Source organism: Thermus thermamylovorans (genome assembly GCF_004307015.1).
Taxonomy (GTDB): domain Bacteria; phylum Deinococcota; class Deinococci; order Deinococcales; family Thermaceae; genus Thermus; species Thermus thermamylovorans.
This window is the reverse complement of record NZ_SIJL01000001.1, coordinates 78,395-96,816: the sequence shown is the minus strand read 5'-3', so window position 1 is coordinate 96,816 and position 18,422 is coordinate 78,395. Positions and strand designations below refer to the sequence as shown.

The following is an 18,422-nucleotide window of genomic DNA, read 5'->3' as shown; positions in this document are numbered from 1 at the left end:
ACCTCCTTTTGCGGAAGGAGTATACCCAGAACCCCCTTCCCTGGCAACCCCTACCGCCCCGCCCCCTGTAGGCGGCGCTCCAAAAGGTTGGTGAAGAGGGTCAGGAGGGTGGTGAGGAGAAGGTAGATGGCGGCCACCGCCAGGTAGACCTCCACCGGGCGGAAGGTGGCGGAGATCACCCGCTGCCCCGAGAGGGCCAGCTCCGTGAGAGCGATGACGCTGGCCAAGGAGGAGTCCTTGAGGAGGGCCACCAGGTTGTTGACCAAAGGAGGCACCACGATGCGCAGGGCCTGGGGCAGGATCACGAAGCGCATGGTGCTCCCCGGGGAAAGGCCCAAGGACCAGGCCGCCTCCCACTGCCCCTTGGGGATGGCCTGGATGCCGGCCCGGACCACCTCGGCGTTGTAGGCCCCCACGTTGAAGGCGAGGGCGATGAAGGCCGCCCAGTAGGGGGTGAGGGCCTGCTGGGCCGAGGGCCACAAGGGGCTCAGGAGGAGGGGCAGGGCGTTGTAGGCGAAGAGGATCTGCACCAGAAGGGGCGTGCCCCGGGTGACCCAGATGTAGAAGCTGGCGGGAAGCCGCACCCAAGCCCGCCTCGAGGTCCGGGCTATCCCCGCCAGGACCCCGATGAAGAGCCCCGCCATGCCGGAGAGGAGGGTGAGCTTGAGGGTGATCTCCGCCCCCAGGGCCATGGCCCGGCCGGCGGAGGCCGCCCGCTCGGGGCCGAAGCCCGTGAGGAGGAAGTAGCGCTCCAAGGCCCAGCCCAAAAGGGCGAAGAGGGCCAGGTAGCCCGCAAGGAGGAGGGCCAGGATGAGGGGAAGGCGAAGCCAGAGGGGCATCGTCCCACGAGGAGGGCCCGGGGGCCGCCGCCCACCCCGGGCCTAGGGGGAGGCTACCGGCAGCGCACGTCCTCCCCAAACCACCTCTGGCTCAGCTGGGCGTAGGTGCCGTCCCGCATGAGGTCCGCCAGGGCCCGGTTGAGGGCTTCCAAGACGGTGCGGTTCCCCTTGGCCACCGCCATGGCCACCCGCTCCTGGAAGACCAGCTCCCCAAGCTGGAGGGTGTTCTCCAGCCGCCGCTCCCGGATGGCCTCCTTGGCCACGAAGCGGTCCGTGATCCAGGCGTCCAGGCGGCCGGCCAGGAGGTCTTGCAGGGCATCGGGATCCCGGGGGTAGGTGCGCACCTGCCGCACCCCGGGGATCCTCTGGGCGGCCTCCATGTAGGTGGTGCCGAGCTGCACCCCCACCACCCGGCCCTGCAGGTCGCGGGCGGTGCGGGGACCACCCCGGCGGCTCACGATCACCCCCCCGGTGCAGTAATGGGGGTTGGTGAAGTCCACCGCCCGGGCCCGCTCCTCGGTGATGCCGTGGGAGGCGATCACGAAGTCGAAGCGGCCCTGGCCCAGCTGGATGAGGAGGGTGTCGAAGGGCTGGGCCACCCACTGGGGCCTCAGGTTCAGCCTGGCGGCCAGGGCGTTGCCCAGATCGATCTCAAACCCCGCAAGCTGGCCCCTTTCGTCGAAGAAGTTGAAGGGGGGAAACTCCCCTTCGGTGCCGATGCGGATCTCCCCGGAGCGCCGGATCTGGTCCAAGGGACGCACCTGGGCCAGGGAAAGGGAAAGCGCCAGAGCGGCCAGGATCAGGATGGCTTTGCGCATAGCCCAACCTCCTCTCGCGTACGGGCCGATTATACCCCTGGCCGTCCGGGCTTCAAGCCCAGCGCACCCACCCCACCTGGCCGGTCAGGGGGTGGCGCAGGGCGAGGCGAACCCCGTAGGCGTAGCTTCCGGGACGGGAGGGCCGGTAGCGCACCTCGTAGCCCCCCTCCTTGGCCTCCAGGGGCACCCGTTCCAGGTCCCCGGTGCTGCGGCGCACCACCAGCTGCACCTCCAGGAAGGGGCGGAGGGCCTCGGGCACCTCCCCCTCCAGCCAGGCCCGGGCCACCAGGGGCTCCCCGTTCAGGGTGAGGTCCCCGGGGACCTCCACCCGCAGGCCCAGGGCGTGGAAGGCGGGCAGGGCCTCGAGGAAGGCCCGGAGGAGGGCCGCCTCGGCCTGGGCCTTCTGGGCCCAGGCCGCCCCCTTGCTGTAGAGGACCGCGTACTCCCCCACCATGCGGGCAGCGCTGAACAGGGGGCCCACGGTGCGCAGGCTCTCGTGCACCATGGAGAGCCAGCCCGAGGAGTAGCCCTCCGGGCCCTTGGCGTAGAAGAGGGGAAGGACCTCCGACTCCAGGAGGTCGTAAAGGGCCTGGGCGTCGGCCGCGTCCTGGGCCTCCTCGCTTTCGTAGACCCGGGCGTCCCCGATGGCAAAGCCGTTTTTGCCGCTATAGGCCTCGGCCCACCAGCCGTCCAGGACGCTGAGGTTCAGGGCCCCGTTCAGGGCGGCCTTCATGCCGCTCGTTCCCGAGGCCTCCATGGGCCGGCGGGGGGTGTTGAGCCAGAGGTCGGAGCCCTGGACCAGGAGGCGGGCCAGGTACATGTCGTAGTCCTCCAGGACCACCATGCGGTCCTCCAGGCCGTACTCCCGGATCCTGGCGAAGAGCTCCCGCAGGTAGGCCTTGCCCGGCTCGTCCTTGGGGTGGGCCTTCCCCGCGAAGACGAACTGGAGGGGGTAGGGACCCCGCAGGAGCCGAAGCAGGCGCTCGGGGTCCTGAAAGAGGAGGACGGCCCGCTTGTAGGTGGCAAAGCGGCGGGCAAAGCCGATGGTGAGGGCTTCCGGGTCCAGGGCCCGCTCTGCCTCCCGCAGGCGGCTTGGGCTTTCCCCGTTCCTGCGGCGCTGCTCGTAAAGCCGGGAGCGGGCCTCCCGCACCAGCTCCGCCCGGAGGTCCTTGTGGATACGCCAGAACTCCTCCCCCAGGCCCTCCACCCTCCAGGTGGCGGGGTCCTCGGGGCGCTTGAGCCACTCGGGGCCGAAGACCTCGGCGTAGTGGCGGCGAAGCCTGGGGTGGAGGAAGGTCCAGGTGTGCACCCCGTTGGTCACGTGGCCCAGGGGGACCTCCTCCTTCAGGAAACCTGGCCAGAGGTGGCGGAACATCTCCCGGGAGACCTCCCCGTGGAGCCGGGACACACCCCCCGCCTGGGCGCTGGTCCTGAGGGCCAGGTTGGACATGGAGAAGACCTGGCCCCAGGGCTTCTCCTCCAGCCCCAGGGCCAAAAACCCCTCCCGGTCGGTGCCCATCTTCTCCCAAAACCCACCCAAATACCGCTCCACCAGGTCCAGGGGGAAGACGTCGTGTCCCGCGGGCACCGGGGTGTGGGTGGTGAAGAGGGCCCCGGAGCGGGCCAGCTCCAGGGCCACGGGGAAGGGGTGGCCCTCGGCCACCAGCTCCCGCACCCGCTCCAGGCCCAGGAAGGCGGAGTGGCCCTCGTTCATGTGGAAGACCTGGGGCGCAAGCCCCAGGGCCCGCAGCAGCCGCACCCCGCCCAGGCCCAGCAGCAGCTCCTGGCTCAGGCGCGCCTCCGGTTCCGAAGGGTAGAGCCGGGCGGTGAGAGCCCGGTCCTCGGGGGCGTTCTCCGGCAGGTTGGCGCTGAGGAGAAAGACGGGCACCGCCCCCACCTGCACCCGGTAGGCGGAAAGCCAGACCGTGCGCCCGGGGAACTCCACCCCCACCCGCAAGGGGCGCCCCTCCCGGTCCCCCACGGGCAGGAGGGGGAGCTCCTCGGGGTGGAGGGTCTCGTAGACCTCCACCTGCGCCCCCTCGGGGGAGAGGCGCTGGTGGAAGTAGCCCTCGTGGTAGAGGAGGCCCACCCCCACCAGGTTGAGGCCCAGGTCGCTGGCGGCCTTGACGTGGTCCCCGGCCAGCACCCCAAGCCCCCCGGCGTAGATGGGCAGGGAGCTGTGAAAACCGTACTCCGCGGAGAAGTAGGCGGTAAGGGGGCCCTTCTTCTCCGCGCGGGCCTTGAGGTAGGCCCGCAGGGCCTCCACCACCGCCCCCACCCGCGCAGGGTAGCTGGTGGCGGCCAGGGCCTCGAGGCGGGCCGGGTCGGCCTCCAGGAGGAGCTTCACCGGGTTGCCCCGGAAGCGCTTCCAGAGCGAGGGGTCTACCTCGTGGAAAAGCTCGGCCGCCTCCGGGTTCCAGCTCCACCAGAGGTTGTAGGCCAGCTCCCGGAGCCCTTTAAGGGGCTCGGGCAAGAGGGGCATGGCGGTCAGGTGCCCTAGCGTCTTCACGAGAGGGGATTATACCTTCTCCTCGACAGAAGCCGGTTGTCCCAAACCCCAAGGTTTAGCGGAGCCGCCGCCACAGCTCCGGGCTGAAGAGGAGGACCACGGGGAGGAGCTCGATGCGCCCGGCCCACATCTGCAGGATGAGGACCAGCTTGGAGAGGGGGTGAAGGTCGGCGTAGGAGGCCATGGGCCCCACCGCCCCCAGGCCGGGGCCGATGTTGCCGATGGCCTGGGCGCTGGCGCTGAAGGCCACCACGAAGTCCCCCTCCAAGACCCCCACGGCCACCGCCCCGAAGGCGAAGGCCAGGGTATAGAGGAAGATGAAGAGGGAGACCTGGCGCAGCACCTCGTCGGAAAGCACCCTGGCCCCCAGGCGCACGGGGACCACCGCCTGGGGATGGAGGGTGCGCACCATCTCCCGCCGGAGGAAGGCGAAGAGGATGAGCCAGCGCACCACCTTGATCCCCCCCGCGGCCGAGCCCGCGCTCCCCCCCACGAAGAAGAGGAGGACCAGGAGCACCTGGGCGGCCACGGGCCAGGCGGCGTAGTCGGCGGAGGCGTAGCCGGTGGTGGTGAGGAGGGAAGCGGTCTGGAAAAGGGCGTGGCGCAGGGCCTCCAGGGGGGCGTAGACCCCGTGGAGGAGGAGAAGCCCGGCCACCCCCAGGCCCACCGCGGCGAACACCCCCAGGTAGGCGCGGAACTCCAGGTCCTTGAGGAGGGCCAGGGGCTCCCGGGCCAGAAGGCCGCGGTAAAGGAGGAAGAAGTTGGCCCCGGCAGCCAGCATCAGGATCGTGGCCGCCCACTGCACCGCGGGGGAGTAGGCGGCAAAGCTCTCCTCCCGGGGGCTGAAGCCCGCGGCCGAGGCGGTGGTGAGGGCGTGGGCCAGGGCCTCGTAGGGGGGCATCCCCGCGGCCCAGTAGAGGAGGAAGGCCAGGGTGGTGAGGAGGAGGTAGGCGCGGAGCACCAGGCGGGCGGTCTGGCGCACCCTGGGGGTGAGGGTTTCCTTCTCCACCCCGGTGACCTCGGCGGCGAAGGCCTGGCGGCCGGCAAAGCCCAGCTGGGGAAAGACCGCCAGGAAGGCCACCACGATGCCCACCCCCCCGAGCCACTGGATGAAGGCCCGGTAGATGAAGAGCACGGGGCCGAAGGCGGCGAAGTCCTCCAGCACCGTGGCCCCCGTGGCGGTGTACCCGGAGAAGCTCTCAAAGAGGGCGTCCAGGGGGAAAAGCCCTCCGGAAAGCCAGAAGGGCAAAGCCCCCAGGAGAGGCAGGGTAAGCCAGAGGAGGGCCACGCTGAGGAAGACCTCTGCCCGCCCCGGCCGCCCTTCGGGCCCGCCCAGGCGCCCCAGGAGCCAGCCCAAGGCCACCCCCGCCAAGGCCCCCAGGGCGAACCCCCGGGGGTTTTCCCCAAAGGCCCAGGCCAGGAGGCCGAAGGCCGCCTGCAACAGGCCCAAGACCTGGAAGGCCAGGCCCAGGAGGTATAGGGTGGGCCGCAGCTTAGCCCACGATCTGGGCCACGGCCGCATCCGCCACCTCCCGGGCCGCCACCAGGAAGAGCCGGTCCCCGGGCAGGGCCTCCAGGTCCTCCCGGTAGAGCATCACCCGGTGGTCCCGCTCCAGGGCCACGGGGGCCACCTCGGGACCGGCCAGGGCCTTGAGGGGCCTGGGGCGGAACCCCTCGGGAAGCTCCACCTCCAAGAGCTCGATGTTCTCCTCCATGGTGGAGACGTGCTCCACGTTTTCGGGGCCCAACCAGTCCAGAACCGCCCGCACCGCCGCCTGGCGGGGGGTGAGGGGCAGGTCGATCCCCACCTGCTCGAAGAGGCGGCGGGTCTCCGAGCGGGAGACCCGGGTGATCACCTTGCTGACCCCAAGCTGCTTGGCGAGGAGGGAGGCCAGGAGGTTCTTCTCGTCGTTGTCGGTGACCGCCACCACCGCGTCCGCTTCCCGGATCCCTTCGGCCTCCAGGAGCTCCAGGTCCGTGCCGTCCCCCTGGATGACCAGGGCCCCGGGAAGCTCCTGGGAAAGCCACTCGCAGCGCTCCCGGTTAGGCTCGATGACCACCACCTCCAGCCTCCGGGAGAGGAGCTCCCGGGCCACCATGAAGCCCACGTTCCCCCCGCCAAGGACCATCACCCGCCGCACCCCCCGTCGGGTGGCGAAGCAGGCCTCCAGCTCGGGGAAGGCGCGGAGGGTGGTGACGAAGAGGAGCTTGTCCCCCGGCTCCAGCACGAGCTCGGGGAAGTCGGGGTGGGCGAAGCTCTGGAAGGCCCCGTCCCGCACCACCCCCACCACCAGCACCCCCTCCGGCCAGGCCTCGGCGGCGAAAAGGCGGTGGTCGTAGGGCCCCCCGGCCTGCACCCGGTACTCCACGAAGCGCAGGCGGCCCCCGGCCAGCACCTCGGTGTCCACCGCCCCCGGAACCAGGATCACCTCCACGATCTCCCGGGCCATGGCCCTTTGCGGCCAGAGCACCTTGTCGATGCGGGTGCCCAGGATCTCCGCGGTGCGGGGGTCGGTGAGGACCTCCACGTACCCCCCCTTGCCCACAAAACACAGGGCCTCCTTGGCCCCCAGGCCCTTGGCCAGGAGGGAGGCCAGGAGGTTGACCTCGTCGGAATCGGTGCTGGCGATGAAGAGGTCCGCCCGGTCCACCCCCGCCTCCCGCAGGGTGTCCGGGTCCGTGGCCCCCCCCACCACCGCCTTCACGTCCAGCTGGGCAAAGCGCTCCTTGGCCTGGGGGTTGCGGTCGATGACCACCACCTCGTGGGCCTTCTCCAGGGTGCGGGCCAGCTCCCCGCCCACCTCCCCGCCCCCGGCGATGACGATGTACATACCGCCCCCTAAACCTGGACCCCGTGGAGGTCGTAGGTCTCGGCCCGGGCGATGCGCGCCCACACCCGCTCCCCCACCCGCACGGTGCCGTCCGTCTCCACGTAGACCACCCCGTCGATCCCCGGGGAGTCCCGGTAGCTCCGGCCCACGGCCAGGCCGGGCTCGGGAAGCTCGTCCACCAGGACCTCGAGGGTCCGGCCCACGAAGCGCTGGTTCTTCCGCAGGCTGATGCGCGCCTGGTGCTCCAGGAGCCGGGTGCGCCGTTCCTCCTTCACCTCCTCGGGCACAGGATCGGGAAGGGCGTTGGCCGCGGCGCCCTCCACGGGGGAGTAGGGGAAGACCCCCACCCGGTCCAGCTCTGCCGCCTCCAGGAAGTCCAGGAGGAGCTGGAAGTCCTCCTCCGTCTCCCCGGGAAAGCCCACGATGAAGGTGGAGCGCAAGGCGAGGTCGGGGACCACCTCCCGCCAGGCCTGGAGGGTCTTGAGGTGGCTCTCGTACCCCCCAGGCCGGCGCATCAGGCGGAGGATCCTCTCCGAGGCGTGCTGCAGGGGCACGTCCAGGTAGGGGAGGACCTTCCCCTCGGCCATGAGGGGGAGGAGCTCTCCCACGTGGGGGTAGGGGTAGACGTAGTGGAGGCGGATCCAGGCCCCAAGCTCCGCCATGTGGCGGAGGAGGTCCTTGAGCTCCGCCTTGACCAGCCGGTCCCCCCAGAAGCTCTCCCGGTGGCGCAGGTCCACCCCGTAGGCGGAGAGGTCCTGGGCGATGAGGAGAAGCTCCCGGGTGCCCGTGGCCACCAGCCGCGCCGCCTCCGCCAGCACCTCCCCCGCGTCCCGGGAGCGCAAGGGCCCCCGGAGCCTGGGGATGATGCAGAAGCTGCAGCGGTGGTCACAGCCCTCGGAGAGCTTCAGATAGGCGTAGTGCCGGGGGGTAAGCCGGACCTGTGGGGGGACCAGGTCCAAAAAGGGGTCCCGGGGCGCAGGCAGGGCCGCCTGCACCGCCTCCAGCACCCGCTCCACCTCCCCCGGCCCCGTGACCTCCAGCACCTGGGGGTAGCGCTCGCGGATGGCCTCGGGCCGGGCCCCCAGGCAGCCCGTGACCACCACCCGGCCGTTTTCCCGCAAAGCCTCCCCGATGGCCTCCAGGCTCTCCTCCACCGCGGGGGTGATGAAACCGCAGGTGTTCACCACCACGAGCTCCGCCTCCTGGTAGGTGGGGCTCGTCTCGTAGCCTAAGGCCTTGAGCCGGGAGAGGATCTGTTCCGAGTCCACCAGGGCCTTGGGGCAGCCCAGGCTCACGAAGCCGATCTTGGGCATACACCTCCTGGGGCCTAAGGGCCCCGACGGAAAACGAGTATACCCCTTGCCGCGCCCAGGGCAAAGGCCCGCCCGCGGGCCGTGGTATCCTGGCCCCATGCCGGAGCCCGCGGTGGCCCTGGAGTCGGCCCTCCTCACCCACGGCCTGCCCTACCCCCTGAACCTCAGGACCCTGGAGGCCCTGGAAGAGGCGGTCCGGGCCGAGGGGGCCCTGCCCAAGACCATCGCCCTCATACGGGGAGAGGTGCGCCTGGGGCTTTCCCCCGAGGAGCGGGAGGCCCTGGCCCGGGGCGGGGCGGAGAAGGCCAGCCTCTGGAACCTGCCCGCCCTGCTGGCCCAGGGCAGGAGCGCGGGCACCACGGTGGCGGCCACGGTGCACCTGGCCCACCGCCACGGGATCCCGGTCTTCGCCACCGGGGGGATCGGGGGGGTACACCCCGAGCCCTTCGACGAGAGCGCCGACCTCCTGGCCCTCTCCCGCACCCCCATCCTGGTGGTCTGCGCGGGGCCCAAGGCCATCCTGGACCTCAGGGCCACCCTGGAGCGGCTGGAGACCCTGGGGGTGAGCGTGGTGGGTTACCGCACCGACCGCCTGCCCGCCTTCTTCTCCCCGGACTCCCCCTTCCCCGTCCCTGCCCGGGTGGAAACCCCCCTGGAGGCCGCCCGGGTCTACCGCCAGGCCCGGGAGCTGGGCCTGGGAGCGGTCCTCCTGGCAAACCCCGTCTCCCAGGGCCTGCCCTACGAGCGGGTGGCCGCCTGGGTGGCGGAGGCCAACCACCGGGCGGCCCGGGAAGGGGTGTTGGGCCAAGCCCTCACCCCCTACCTCCTCCGGCGGCTTTCCGAGCTTTCGGGCGGGGAGACGGACCGGGTGAACGGGCGGCTCCTCCTGGAGAACGCCCGGCTGGCGGCCCGGGTGGCCCTGGCCCTGGCGGGACTAGAATAGGCTTGTGTGCGAGCTGGGGGAAAGGCTCCGCCAGGCGCGGGAGGCGAAGGGGCTGAGCCTGAAGCAGGCTGCCCAGCGGCTGGCCCTCAGGGCTAAGGTCCTCGAGGCCCTGGAGGGGTGCCGCTTCCAGGAGCTGCCCGAACCCGCCCTGGCCCGAGGGTACCTGCGCCGCTACGCCCTCCTCCTGGGCCTGGACCCCGAGCCCCTCCTGGCCCTCTACCCCGAGCGGCGCCCGGACGGCCCCTTCCCGCCCCCACCTCCCCCGAGGCGGCCCGTCTGGCCCTGGCTCCTCCTGGCCCTTCCCCTCCTCCTGGGGTACGGGGCCTACCTCCTCCTCCGGCCGGAGCCCGCCCAGGTGGTGAGCCTACCCCCGGAACCCCCCCCCGAACCCCCTCCCCGCCACGCCCTGCGGGTGGAAAGCGAACCCCCCGGGGCCCGGGTCTACCTGGACGGTTTCTACCTGGGCCAGACGCCCCTGGCCTCCCCTCCCCTGGAAGGGGGGAGGCGGGTGGTCCGCCTGGAGCTCCCCGGCTACGCTCCCCTGGAGGGAGAGGTGGTTCTGGACCGGGACCTGGCCCTGAGCTACCGCCTCACCCCCAGGCCCGGCGCGGAAGGGACCCGGGAGGCACCCCCCCCAGCCCAGCTGGTCCTGCGCCTGGAGGGCCGGAGCTGGTTGAGGGTGATGCAGGGGGAGAGGCGGCTTTACGAGGGCATCCCCGAGGTGGGGAGCGAACTCCGCTTCGACCTGCCGGTGGAGGTGCGGGCGGGGAACCCAGGGGCGGTCCGGGTCTTCCTGGGGGGGGAGGACCTGGGGCCCTTCGGCCAGCCGGGCATCCCCCTCACCCGCCGCTTCGAGGCCCCCTAGGGCCCCCTTACCCCGGTACCCCTGACCCCTGGCCCGTGCGGGCTGGGTCCGCGGGGGGTAGTCTTCAGACCTCCGGCCACACCCAGACCTCCTCCCCCACCCGGAGGCCGTGGAAGAGGAGAAGTTCCGGGGAGAGCCGAAGGGCCACCCCCAGCCCCTCTATCCCCTCCACCGCCAAGGCCACCTCCCCCGGGCCCTGACCCCTGACCCGCACCTGGCGGAAAGGGCCGTAGTGCCCCTGCCAAGCCCTCAGGAGCAGGGCCTCCACCTGGGCCCCCTTGTGCCCCAGGGCCACCTGGAGCCGGGCGGTGCGGGGCACCCGGGGCGCGACCTCCACCAGGCGCAGGCGGGCCAGGTGCCCCAGGCGCCGGAGGACCTCCCCCAGGGGGAGGGGGCCCTCCGCGGCCAGGTCCAGGGGGCTTTTCCCAGGGCCCAGGGCCAGGAGGAGGGCCCCCTCCGCCGGGTCAAGGGTGGCCCGCAGGGCCTGGGCCCTGGGGGCCGGCCGCACCAGGTCGAAGGGCCCCACCTCCGCCCCCTCGTCCAGATGGCGCACCGCCCGAAGCAGGTAGGCCTCCAGGGGCCCTTCCAGGGAGCCCACCGGGGGCCTCACGGCGGGCAGGAAGCGGAACCGCCCTTCCTTCAGGGCCAAAACCGCGAGGAGGGCCTCCTCCCCCACCCGCCCCCGAAAGGCGGCGTGGACGGGCTTCCCCCGTTCCAGATAGACCTCCCCCCGCTCCCCCCCGGCCTCCACCTGGAAGACCCCCGTCCTCCCCCCCTGGGCGAGGAGCTGCAGGAGGTCGATGGGGCCTAGGAGTCGGAAATCGCCTTCCATAGAGGACCGAGGTACCCCTCCCCGAAGAAGTGCACGTGGGCCAGGAGGTAGTAGACCCCGTAGCGGGGCAGGGCCCTTTCCACCTCCTCCGGCAAGGGGTAAAGCGCCCGGTAGGCCCGCCAGAAGGCCTGGGGGAACCCCCCGAAGAGGCGCATCATGGCCAGGTCCACCCCCCGCTCCCCCACGAAGAAGGAGGGGTCTAGGAGGGCGGGACCTTCGGGAGCGAAGCGCAGGTTGCCGTGCCAGAGGTCCCCGTGGAGGGGGGCCGGGCCCTCGGCGGGAAGAGGCCTCCGGTAGAGGGCCTCCACCCGGGGTCCGAGCCCCCCTAGGCGCCCCCAGGTGGCCTCGAGGAGGGGCTCCACGCACCGCAGGAAGAAGAACTCCGTCCAGTCCCCCCCTTCCCGGCCCGGCAAGGGGAAGGTGCCCAGGAAACCCGGCTCCGCCCAGTAGCGGGCCTCCCGCCTGCGGTGCAGCTGGGCCAGCATCCCCGCCAGGGCTTCCCAGTCCGTGGGGCCCTCCGGCAGGTACTCCAGCACCAGACCCTCCTCCCCGACGTGGAAGACCCGGGGCACCCGCACCCCCCTAGCCGCCAGGGCGGCGAGGCCCTTGGCCTCGGCGGGGAAGAGGCCGGGAGGCGCCCCCTCGGCCAGCTTCACCGCGTAGGGCCCCACCCGGTACACCCGGGCGATCCCCCCCCCGTGGAGGGGCTGGGCAGGGCCTTTGGCCTCAAGCCTCGCCTGCCGGAGGAGCTCCCCGGGCCCCATCCCCCTCCAGGTGCGCCAAAAATGCCCGGCAGGCGGCCTCCACCGTCCAGTAGGCTTCGCGGCAGTCCTGCAGGTCCCCGTAGTAGGGGTCAGGCACCTCCCCTCCGCCCAGGTAGTCCAGGAGGAGCCGGACCTTGCCCCGGGCCTCGGGGAAGCGCCGGAGCACCTCCCTCAGGTTCTCCCGGTCCATGGCCAGGATGTGGTCGTAGCGGAGGGCGTCCTCCCGGGTGATCTGCCGGGCCACGTGGGGGAAGTAGGCCCCCTCCTCCTCCAGCACCTTCCGGGCCCGGGGGTCCATGGCCTCCCCCCGGTGCCAGGCCCCGGTGCCCGCGGAGTCCACCTCGAAGCGGCCCTGGAGGCCTCGCTCCCGGAGGAGCTTGCGGAAGGCCCCCTCGGCCAGGGGGCTGCGGCAGATGTTGCCCAGGCAGACGAAGAGCACCCGCACCTTTCGGTCCATCCTCCACCCATGATAGGCCCTCCTGCCCGCCGGGGCTGAACCCTTTCCCCCGCCCCCCGGGGCCAGGCCCCTCCTTGCCATGGGGCCCCGGCGCGAACCGGGGCGGTGTCACGGGCCAAAGCCTTCCCTCGGCGGGGGCTGGGTGCAGGCTTTCGCCGGGGTCCCCACGCGGGCCAGGTCCGCGTGGGGGGGATCAGTAGGGCACCTCCGCCACCACCTCCGTGCCCTTGCCCGGCTCGGAGCGCACCCAGAAGCGCCCGCCCCGGGCCTCCACCCGCTCCCGCATCTGGGTGAGGCCGAAGCCCCCCAGGCCCTGGGCCTCGGGGTTTTGGAAGCCCCGGCCGTTGTCCCGCACCCTAAGCCGCGCCCCCCGCTCCCCCAAAGGCTCCAAGACCACCTCCACCCGGCTGGGCCGGGCGTGCTTGGCGGCGTTGGTGAGGGCCTCCTGCAGGACGCGAAAGAGCACCAGCTCGCTGGCCTGGGAAAGCCCTACCCCCTCGGGGAGGGAAAGCTGGACGCGGAAACCCGCCTGCTCCGCAAAGGCCTGGGCGTAGCGGCGCACGGACTCCAAAAAGCCGTAGCGCTCCAGGTCGATGGGCCTCAGGGCGAAGATGCTCCGCCGCACCTCGCGGATCTGCCCCCTAAGGGTCTCCTTCACCTCGGCGAGGGCCCTGAGGGCGGCCTCTTGGTCCTTGGCCAAAAGCCTCTCCGCCAGGTCCAGCTTCAGGGCCATGAAGGCCAGGCTCTGGGCGATGCCGTCGTGGATTTCCCGGGCGATGCGGGTGCGCTCCTCGTTGATGGCGAGCTCCTCGGCCCGGAGGTAGGCCTGGGCGTTCCGCACCGCCAGGGCCACCTGCGAGGCCAGGAAGGAGAGAAAGGGGATGCGCCGAGAGAGGTTTTTGCCCCGGAGGACCAAGACCCCCACCGTCTCCCGGGCCTTGAGGGGCAGGGCCAGGGTCCCCTCGGCCGCGAAAACCGGGCCCTCGAGGGCTCCCCTCCAGGCCCCCTCGGGCAGGAAGGGATGGGGGGGCAGGGGAAGCCCCCGCACCACCCGGGGCACCAAAAACCCCTCCTCGTCCAGAAGGAGCACGCCGGCCCCCTCGGCCTCGGCCCAGGCGCGGATCCGCTCCACCAGCCCCTCCAAAAGCCGGTCCAGGTTGGCCTCGGCCTTCAGGGCCTGGTCCACCTCGAAGAGGGTGAGGAGGTCGCGGCTTCGGGCCACCACCGACTGCAACGCCCCCGCCACCTCGTGGGCCAGGACCTCCAGGAACACCCGCTCCGGCTCCGGGGAACAGGCCTCCAGGTACCCCCTGAGCCCCGGAAGCTCCACCCGGACCCCCTCGCAGGCCTCCCCCGCGTGCACCCCCTCGGTCTCCAGGGCCACGGGGTAGCCCAGGGTCTCCCGCAGGGCCTGGGCGATGCGGTGGACCGCCTCCTCCAGGTTTTCGCTCTCCAGGGCCTCCCGGAAGACCCGGCCCGCGGCCAGGAGGCGGCGGTTGGCCTCCTCCAGGGCCTTCTCTGCCCGGGCCTTCTCCAGCACCTCCTGGGCGATCCACTCCAGGACGGCGTAGGTGACCAGGGGGCCCACCAGGCCGTAAAACCCCAGGCGGAGCCAGAGGAGGCCGTCCACCTGGCGGTAGGGGAGGAGGGCCAGCTCGAAGAGCACCACCACCCCGGCGATCAGGGGGGGCAGGAGGCCTTGGGCCAGGCGCACCAGGCGGTAGAGGCTGTGGCTAGCCATCCCTTCTCCCCATGGCGTAACGGCTTTGGTGCAGGAGGCCCCGCAGGAGCTGCACCTCTCCCGGGGAGAGGCGGGCCTTGTGGAAGATCCGCCGCAGGCGGCGCATGGCGTAAGGGAGGCGGTGGGGGTCGGCAAAGCCGATCTCGGCCACATACCGCTCCAGATCCGCAAAGAACCCCTCCAGGGCCCCCATCTCGGCCAGCTCCTCCCCCCCGCCCGGGGCCGCGTTCGGGAGGCCCGCCCGGTAGAGCTCGTAGGCGAAGACCACCACCGCCTGGGCCAGGTTGAGGGAGGGCTGCTCGGGGGCGGTGGGGATGTGGGCGATGAGGTGGGCCAGGTCCAGCTCCTGGTTGGTGAGGCCGAAGGTCTCCCGGCCGAAGACCAAGGCTGCCTGGCCCTTTACGGAGCGCACGTGCCCCGGAACCTCCCACACGGGCACCAGGGGGGCCGGGTAGAGCTCCCGGGGCCTCCCGGTGGTGGCCACTACCAGCTGCACTCCCGCCAGGGCCTTCTCCAGGCTGGCCACCGCCACCGCCCGGTCCAGCACCTCCGCCGCGTGCACCGCCAGCCAGTAGGCTTCCCGGGCCCAAGGGGGGCCCACCCGGGGGGAGGGGTTCACCAGGTAGAGCTCCTCCAGGCCGAAGTTGCGCATGGCCCGGGCCACCGCCCCCACGTTCATGGGTTCCTGGGGCTCCACCAGCACCACCCGCGGGGGCCTGGGCATGGCACCTCCTTAAGGGATGGGGGGCTCCGGGACAAGCCCTCCCTCCCCCAGAAGCCCCTCCGGCCCCTGGGCCGGAGGGGAGGGGGCCTGGGGCACCCGGCCCTCGGGGACCAGGACCTCCACCCCTCCTTCCGCGGGGAGGCCGGAGGCCAGGTCCACCCGCACCCGCACCAGGCCCGGCGGTGGGGGGAAATCCCCCCCGGGGCGGCCCCGCAGGGCCTCGGTCACGAAGTCCCGCCAGATGGGGGGGTTGACCACGGAGCTCGAGGGCTCCCTCCCCCCCATCCGGAGGGGCTGGTTGTCGTCCCGCCCCACCCAGACCACCGCGGAAAGCCCCCGGGTGACCCCGGCAAACCAGAGGTCGCGGGCCTCGTTGGTGGTCCCCGTCTTCCCCCCCACCACCCGGCCGGGCACCCGGGCCCGGTGGCCCAGGCCCCGCTCCCCCAGGTCGTAGACAAAGCCCTTCAGGAGGTCCCAGCCCTGGTAGGCGGCCAGGGGGTCGAAGAGGCGGCGCCGCTCGGGCCGGGCCTCGAAGAGGACCCGGCCCTGGGCGTCCTCCACCCGCTTGACGAAGAGGGGGGTCACCCGGTAGCCCCCGTTGGCGAAGGCGGCGTAGGCCGCCGCCAGATCCACCGGGGTGACGGAGGCCCCCCCGATGGCGATGGCCAGGGTGGGGTAGCGCACGGCGAACCCCGCCTGGGCCAGCTTCTCCGCCACCCGCTCCACCCCCACCGCCTGGGCGGTGTACACCGCGGGCAGGTTGAGGGAGAGGTTGTGGGCCTGGCGCAGGGTGACCTCCCGGTTCAGGAAGGTACCGGAGAAGTTCCGGGGCCGCCAGATCCCCCCGGGCTGGCTGGGGTCGGGAAACTCCAGGGGGCGATCGGGCACGGGGGTGGCCTGGGTCCAGCCCGCCTCGAAGGCGGTGGCGTAGACCAAGGGCTTCACCGCGCTCCCCGGGTTCCGGAGGGCCCGGGTGGCCCGGTTGTACTCGTCCCCCTCCCGGCGCACCCCCCCCACCAGGGCCAGGACCTCCCCGGTCTCGGGGTCCAGGCCCACCAGGGCCAGCTCCGCCCCGTCGGGCAGCCGCGCGTTCCGGGCCGCGGCCTCCGCCGCCCGCTGCATGGCGGGGTCCAGGGTGGTGTAGACCCGCAGCCCCCCCTGGCCGTAGACCTTCTCCCGGCCGAAGCGGGCCTCCAGAAAGCGGCGCACCTCCAGAACGAAGTGGGGGGCCATGCGGTAGTCCAGCTGCCGCAGGATCCGGGCCTCGGGGTCCACCAGCTCGGCCTCCAGGAGGTTCCCCTCCTCGTCGTAACGGACCCGCCACCCCCTAGGGGCGATGGGCTCCCGCCAGGCGGCCTCCGCCGCCTCGGGGCTCACCCAGCCCTCGGCCACCATCTGGTCCAGGAGGAAGCGCATCCGCCCCCGCACCCCCTTGAGGTCGGCGTAACGGGCGTTGGGAGCGGGCACCAGGGAGGCCAGGTAGAGGCCCTCGGCCAAGGTGAGGGCCGCGGGGTCCTTGCCGAAGTAAGCCTCCGCTGCCCCCTTGATCCCCACGGCGTTGCCCCCCCAGGGGACCACGTTCAGGTACATCTCCAGGATCTCCGCCTTGGTGTAGCGCCGCTCCACCTCCAGGGCCAGGACCCACTCCTTGAACTTGCGCTCCAGGGAGCGGTCCTGGGCCAGGTCGCGGAGGAGGGTGTTCTTCAGGACCTGGGTGGTGATGGTGCTCCCCCCCTGGAGATCCCCCCGCAGGATGGCGTAGAGGGCACCAAAGAGCCGCACGAGGTCCACCCCGTAGTGCCCGAAGAAGCGGCGGTCCTCGGAGAAGACCAGGGCGGCCACCGCCGCCGGGGAAACCTCCCCGAGGCGCACCAGGCCGCGGCGGATGGCCCGCCCCTCCTCCACGCTGGCGATCTGGGCCAGGGGGGTACCGTCCCGGGCGTAGAGGGTGGAGGTGGCGGTGAGGCGGAGCCGGTCCAGCTGGGAGAGGTCGGGGAGGTCGCGGGTGTGGGCGTAGGCCAGGTAGCCCAAAGCCAGCCCCGCCCCGGCCAGGAGGCCGGCCAGGAGGAGAAGGGCCAGACGCAGGGCCCGCACGCCCACCAGTTTACCCAAGTTCCCCACCCATCCCCAGGAAGCGGAAGAGCTTCTCCCGGGTGAGGGGCTTTTCCAGGGGCACCACCCGCACCACCTCCGCCGTGGTGCGGAGCTTTTCCGAAGGGGCGATCAACACGGCCAGAGGGATCGCCTTGAGGCGCTTCACGTGCTTGATGCGGGCGGCGGCGGCGAAAGGGTCCACGTCCAGCTCCTCGTCCAGCAGGATGTAGCGGGGGGTGTGGTCCAGGAGCCAGAAGAGGCCTTCCCGGGCGGAGTCAAAGTAGCGGAGGGGCAGGCCCCTTTCCGAGAGCACCAGGTCTATGTAGGCCCTGAGCGCCTCGTTGCGGCTTAATAGGAGCAAACCCGGATAATCCGCCGCCACGGGGCCATCCTACCGAAGGGATGCGAAAGGGATGTGAAAAGGGATGGCTGGGGCGCGTGGACTCGAACCACGACCGGCGGATCCAAAGTCCGCTGTCCTGCCATTAGACGACGCCCCAGCGTCCAAGGGGGATTGTAGGGCAAGGGCGCCTCGGCGTCAAACCCTCCGGCCTCAGACGCTGAAGAGGATGTGGAGCACGTCCCCGTCCTGCACCTCGTACTCCTTGCCCTCCAGGCGCACCCAGCCCCGCTCCCTGGCCCTGGCCCACCCCCCGGCCTCCACCAGCTTTTCCCAGGGGATGACCTCGGCGCGGATGAAGCCCCGCTCCATGTCGGAGTGGATCTCCCCCGCGGCCTCGGGGGCCCTGGCCCCCCGGCGCACGGTCCAGGCCCGGACCTCCTTCTCCCCGGCGGTGAAGAAGGTCTGGAGGCCCAAGGCCCGGTAGCCGGCCCGGGCCAGGCGTTGCAGACCGCTCTCCTCGAGGCCGTAGGCGGCCAAGAGCTCCCCCGCCTCCTCCGGGGGAAGCTCGGCCAGCTCCGCCTCCAGCCGGGCGGAAACCACCACCACCTCCGCCCCCTCGGCCCGGGCCTTCTCCCGCACCGCCTGGACGTGGGGGTTCCCCTCCCCCTCGGGCAGGTCCGCCTCGGCCACGTTGGCCACGTAGATCACGGGCTTGGCGGTGAGGAGGGGGACTTCCCTGAGGAAGCGGCGGACCTCCTCCGAAGGGGGGAAAGCGCGGGCGGGCCTGCCCCCTTGCAGGTGGGCCTGGAGGGCCTCCGCCGCCTCCAGGAGGGGGAGAAGCTCCCGGCCCGCCCGGGCCTCCTTGCGGAGGCGCTCCAGGCGCCTTTCCAAGGCGGCGAGGTCCGCCAGGAGGAGCTCGGTCTCCACCACCTCCGCATCCTCCAGGGGGTCCACCCGGCCCATCACGTGCACCACCTGGGGGTCGGGGAAGCAGCGGAGGACGTGGGCGATGGCCGCCACCTCCCGGATGTGGGCCAGGAACTGGTTGCCCAGGCCCTCCCCCCGGTGGGCCCCTCGCACCAGGCCGGCGATGTCCACGAACTCCACGTGGGTGGGGACCACGGGGGGCACCCGCTCCCCCTTGGCGAAAACCCGCTGCAGGGCGTAAAGCCTCTCGTCCCTAAGGGGCACCACCCCCACGTTCTTGTCGATGGTGGCGAAGGGGTAGTTGGCCGCGAGGGCGTTCGCCCGGGTGAGGGCGTTGAAGAGGGTGGATTTGCCCACGTTGGGCAGACCGACAATGCCTACTCCCAGCATCTCGACCTCAAAAAAGGCCCCGCTTTGGGGCC

At 72.0% G+C, this 18,422-nt stretch carries 16 protein-coding genes and 1 tRNA gene; 2 read left to right on the top strand and 15 right to left on the bottom strand.

Going from position 1 to position 18,422, the window contains the following annotated elements:
• Window positions 1–50 precede the first annotated feature (50 nt).
• The 6 genes from ETP66_RS00500 to rimO form a co-directional block, all read right to left on the bottom strand.
• Entirely contained in the window at window positions 51–839 is a 789-nt protein-coding gene (locus ETP66_RS00500) for an amino acid ABC transporter permease (RefSeq protein WP_130839584.1), read from the bottom strand.
• 53 nt (window positions 840–892) lie between these two features.
• Window positions 893–1,657: an ABC transporter substrate-binding protein gene (locus ETP66_RS00495; protein WP_130839582.1), complete on the bottom strand. Its 765-nt coding sequence runs from the start codon at window positions 1,655–1,657 to the stop codon at window positions 893–895.
• Window positions 1,658–1,709: 52 nt separating this feature from the next.
• Window positions 1,710–4,139 carry an alpha-glucan family phosphorylase gene (glgP, locus tag ETP66_RS00490; RefSeq protein WP_430731868.1) on the bottom strand — a complete coding sequence of 810 codons (2,430 nt, stop codon included), beginning with the start codon at window positions 4,137–4,139 and terminating at the stop codon, window positions 1,710–1,712.
• Between the two features lie 82 nt (window positions 4,140–4,221).
• On the bottom strand, window positions 4,222–5,688 hold the full coding sequence (locus ETP66_RS00485; RefSeq protein WP_130839578.1) for a TrkH family potassium uptake protein: 1,467 nt from the start codon (window positions 5,686–5,688) through the stop codon (window positions 4,222–4,224).
• A complete protein-coding gene (gene trkA / locus ETP66_RS00480; protein ID WP_130839576.1) occupies window positions 5,660–6,997 on the bottom strand; it encodes a Trk system potassium transporter TrkA in 1,338 nt (445 codons plus the stop codon). The genes ETP66_RS00485 and trkA overlap by 29 nt, the downstream gene beginning before the upstream one ends.
• 8 nt (window positions 6,998–7,005) lie before the next feature.
• A complete protein-coding gene (gene rimO, locus ETP66_RS00475; RefSeq protein WP_130839574.1) occupies window positions 7,006–8,310 on the bottom strand; it encodes a 30S ribosomal protein S12 methylthiotransferase RimO in 1,305 nt (434 codons plus the stop codon).
• A gap of 97 nt (window positions 8,311–8,407) precedes the next feature.
• Here rimO and ETP66_RS00470 point away from each other — a divergent pair, with 97 nt between their 5' ends.
• Window positions 8,408–9,253 carry a pseudouridine-5'-phosphate glycosidase gene (locus ETP66_RS00470; RefSeq protein ID WP_130839572.1) on the top strand — a complete coding sequence of 282 codons (846 nt, stop codon included), beginning with the start codon at window positions 8,408–8,410 and terminating at the stop codon, window positions 9,251–9,253.
• 4 nt (window positions 9,254–9,257) lie between these two features.
• Window positions 9,258–10,118, top strand: a complete 861-nt coding sequence (locus tag ETP66_RS00465; RefSeq protein WP_130839571.1) for a RodZ domain-containing protein — start codon at window positions 9,258–9,260, stop codon at window positions 10,116–10,118.
• Window positions 10,119–10,182: 64 nt separating this feature from the next.
• Here the strand turns inward: ETP66_RS00465 and ETP66_RS00460 are convergent, their stop codons facing one another.
• The 9 genes from ETP66_RS00460 to ychF form a co-directional block, all read right to left on the bottom strand.
• Window positions 10,183–10,950: a DUF4388 domain-containing protein gene (locus ETP66_RS00460; protein ID WP_130839569.1), complete on the bottom strand. Its 768-nt coding sequence runs from the start codon at window positions 10,948–10,950 to the stop codon at window positions 10,183–10,185.
• Window positions 10,926–11,714 carry a fructosamine kinase family protein gene (locus ETP66_RS00455; protein ID WP_130839567.1) on the bottom strand — a complete coding sequence of 263 codons (789 nt, stop codon included), beginning with the start codon at window positions 11,712–11,714 and terminating at the stop codon, window positions 10,926–10,928. The genes ETP66_RS00460 and ETP66_RS00455 overlap by 25 nt, the downstream gene beginning before the upstream one ends.
• Window positions 11,677–12,171 carry a low molecular weight protein-tyrosine-phosphatase gene (locus ETP66_RS00450; RefSeq protein WP_130839565.1) on the bottom strand — a complete coding sequence of 165 codons (495 nt, stop codon included), beginning with the start codon at window positions 12,169–12,171 and terminating at the stop codon, window positions 11,677–11,679. The genes ETP66_RS00455 and ETP66_RS00450 overlap by 38 nt, the downstream gene beginning before the upstream one ends.
• A 193-nt stretch (window positions 12,172–12,364) precedes the next feature.
• Window positions 12,365–13,912 (bottom strand): sensor histidine kinase, encoded by a 1,548-nt coding sequence (locus tag ETP66_RS00445; RefSeq protein ID WP_130839564.1) that lies wholly within the window; start codon window positions 13,910–13,912, stop codon window positions 12,365–12,367.
• Window positions 13,905–14,636: an RNA methyltransferase gene (locus ETP66_RS00440; RefSeq protein WP_130839562.1), complete on the bottom strand. Its 732-nt coding sequence runs from the start codon at window positions 14,634–14,636 to the stop codon at window positions 13,905–13,907. Before ETP66_RS00440 ends, ETP66_RS00445 begins: the two co-directional genes overlap by 8 nt.
• 9 nt (window positions 14,637–14,645) lie before the next feature.
• Window positions 14,646–16,730 carry a transglycosylase domain-containing protein gene (locus ETP66_RS00435; RefSeq protein WP_130839560.1) on the bottom strand — a complete coding sequence of 695 codons (2,085 nt, stop codon included), beginning with the start codon at window positions 16,728–16,730 and terminating at the stop codon, window positions 14,646–14,648.
• 10 nt (window positions 16,731–16,740) lie between these two features.
• Complete coding sequence (locus tag ETP66_RS00430) at window positions 16,741–17,112, bottom strand: response regulator (RefSeq protein WP_130839558.1); 372 nt, start codon at window positions 17,110–17,112, stop codon at window positions 16,741–16,743.
• Between the two features lie 44 nt (window positions 17,113–17,156).
• Window positions 17,157–17,230: transfer RNA gene (locus ETP66_RS00425), tRNA-Gln, on the bottom strand.
• Between the two features lie 53 nt (window positions 17,231–17,283).
• A complete protein-coding gene (gene ychF, locus ETP66_RS00420) occupies window positions 17,284–18,390 on the bottom strand; it encodes a redox-regulated ATPase YchF (protein WP_130839556.1) in 1,107 nt (368 codons plus the stop codon).
• Between the last annotated feature and the right edge of the window lie 32 nt (window positions 18,391–18,422).

Excerpts from the sequence above, each read along its gene's own strand:
- trkA (WP_130839576.1), bottom strand. The coding sequence starts at position 6,997 with ATGTACATCGTCATCGCCGGGGGCGGGGAGGTGGGCGGGGAGCTGGCC.
- ETP66_RS00485 (WP_130839578.1), bottom strand. The coding sequence starts at position 5,688 with ATGCGGCCGTGGCCCAGATCGTGGGCTAAGCTGCGGCCCACCCTATAC.
- ETP66_RS00495 (WP_130839582.1), bottom strand. The coding sequence starts at position 1,657 with ATGCGCAAAGCCATCCTGATCCTGGCCGCTCTGGCGCTTTCCCTTTCC.
- ETP66_RS00450 (WP_130839565.1), bottom strand. The coding sequence starts at position 12,171 with ATGGACCGAAAGGTGCGGGTGCTCTTCGTCTGCCTGGGCAACATCTGC.
- ETP66_RS00460 (WP_130839569.1), bottom strand. The coding sequence starts at position 10,950 with ATGGAAGGCGATTTCCGACTCCTAGGCCCCATCGACCTCCTGCAGCTC.
- ETP66_RS00445 (WP_130839564.1), bottom strand. The coding sequence starts at position 13,912 with ATGGCTAGCCACAGCCTCTACCGCCTGGTGCGCCTGGCCCAAGGCCTC.
- ETP66_RS00500 (WP_130839584.1), bottom strand. The coding sequence starts at position 839 with ATGCCCCTCTGGCTTCGCCTTCCCCTCATCCTGGCCCTCCTCCTTGCG.
- ETP66_RS00440 (WP_130839562.1), bottom strand. The coding sequence starts at position 14,636 with ATGCCCAGGCCCCCGCGGGTGGTGCTGGTGGAGCCCCAGGAACCCATG.
- ychF (WP_130839556.1), bottom strand. The coding sequence starts at position 18,390 with ATGCTGGGAGTAGGCATTGTCGGTCTGCCCAACGTGGGCAAATCCACC.
- rimO (WP_130839574.1), bottom strand. The coding sequence starts at position 8,310 with ATGCCCAAGATCGGCTTCGTGAGCCTGGGCTGCCCCAAGGCCCTGGTG.
- ETP66_RS00455 (WP_130839567.1), bottom strand. The coding sequence starts at position 11,714 with ATGGGGCCCGGGGAGCTCCTCCGGCAGGCGAGGCTTGAGGCCAAAGGC.
- ETP66_RS00470 (WP_130839572.1), top strand. The coding sequence starts at position 8,408 with ATGCCGGAGCCCGCGGTGGCCCTGGAGTCGGCCCTCCTCACCCACGGC.
- glgP (WP_430731868.1), bottom strand. The coding sequence starts at position 4,139 with ATGCCCCTCTTGCCCGAGCCCCTTAAAGGGCTCCGGGAGCTGGCCTAC.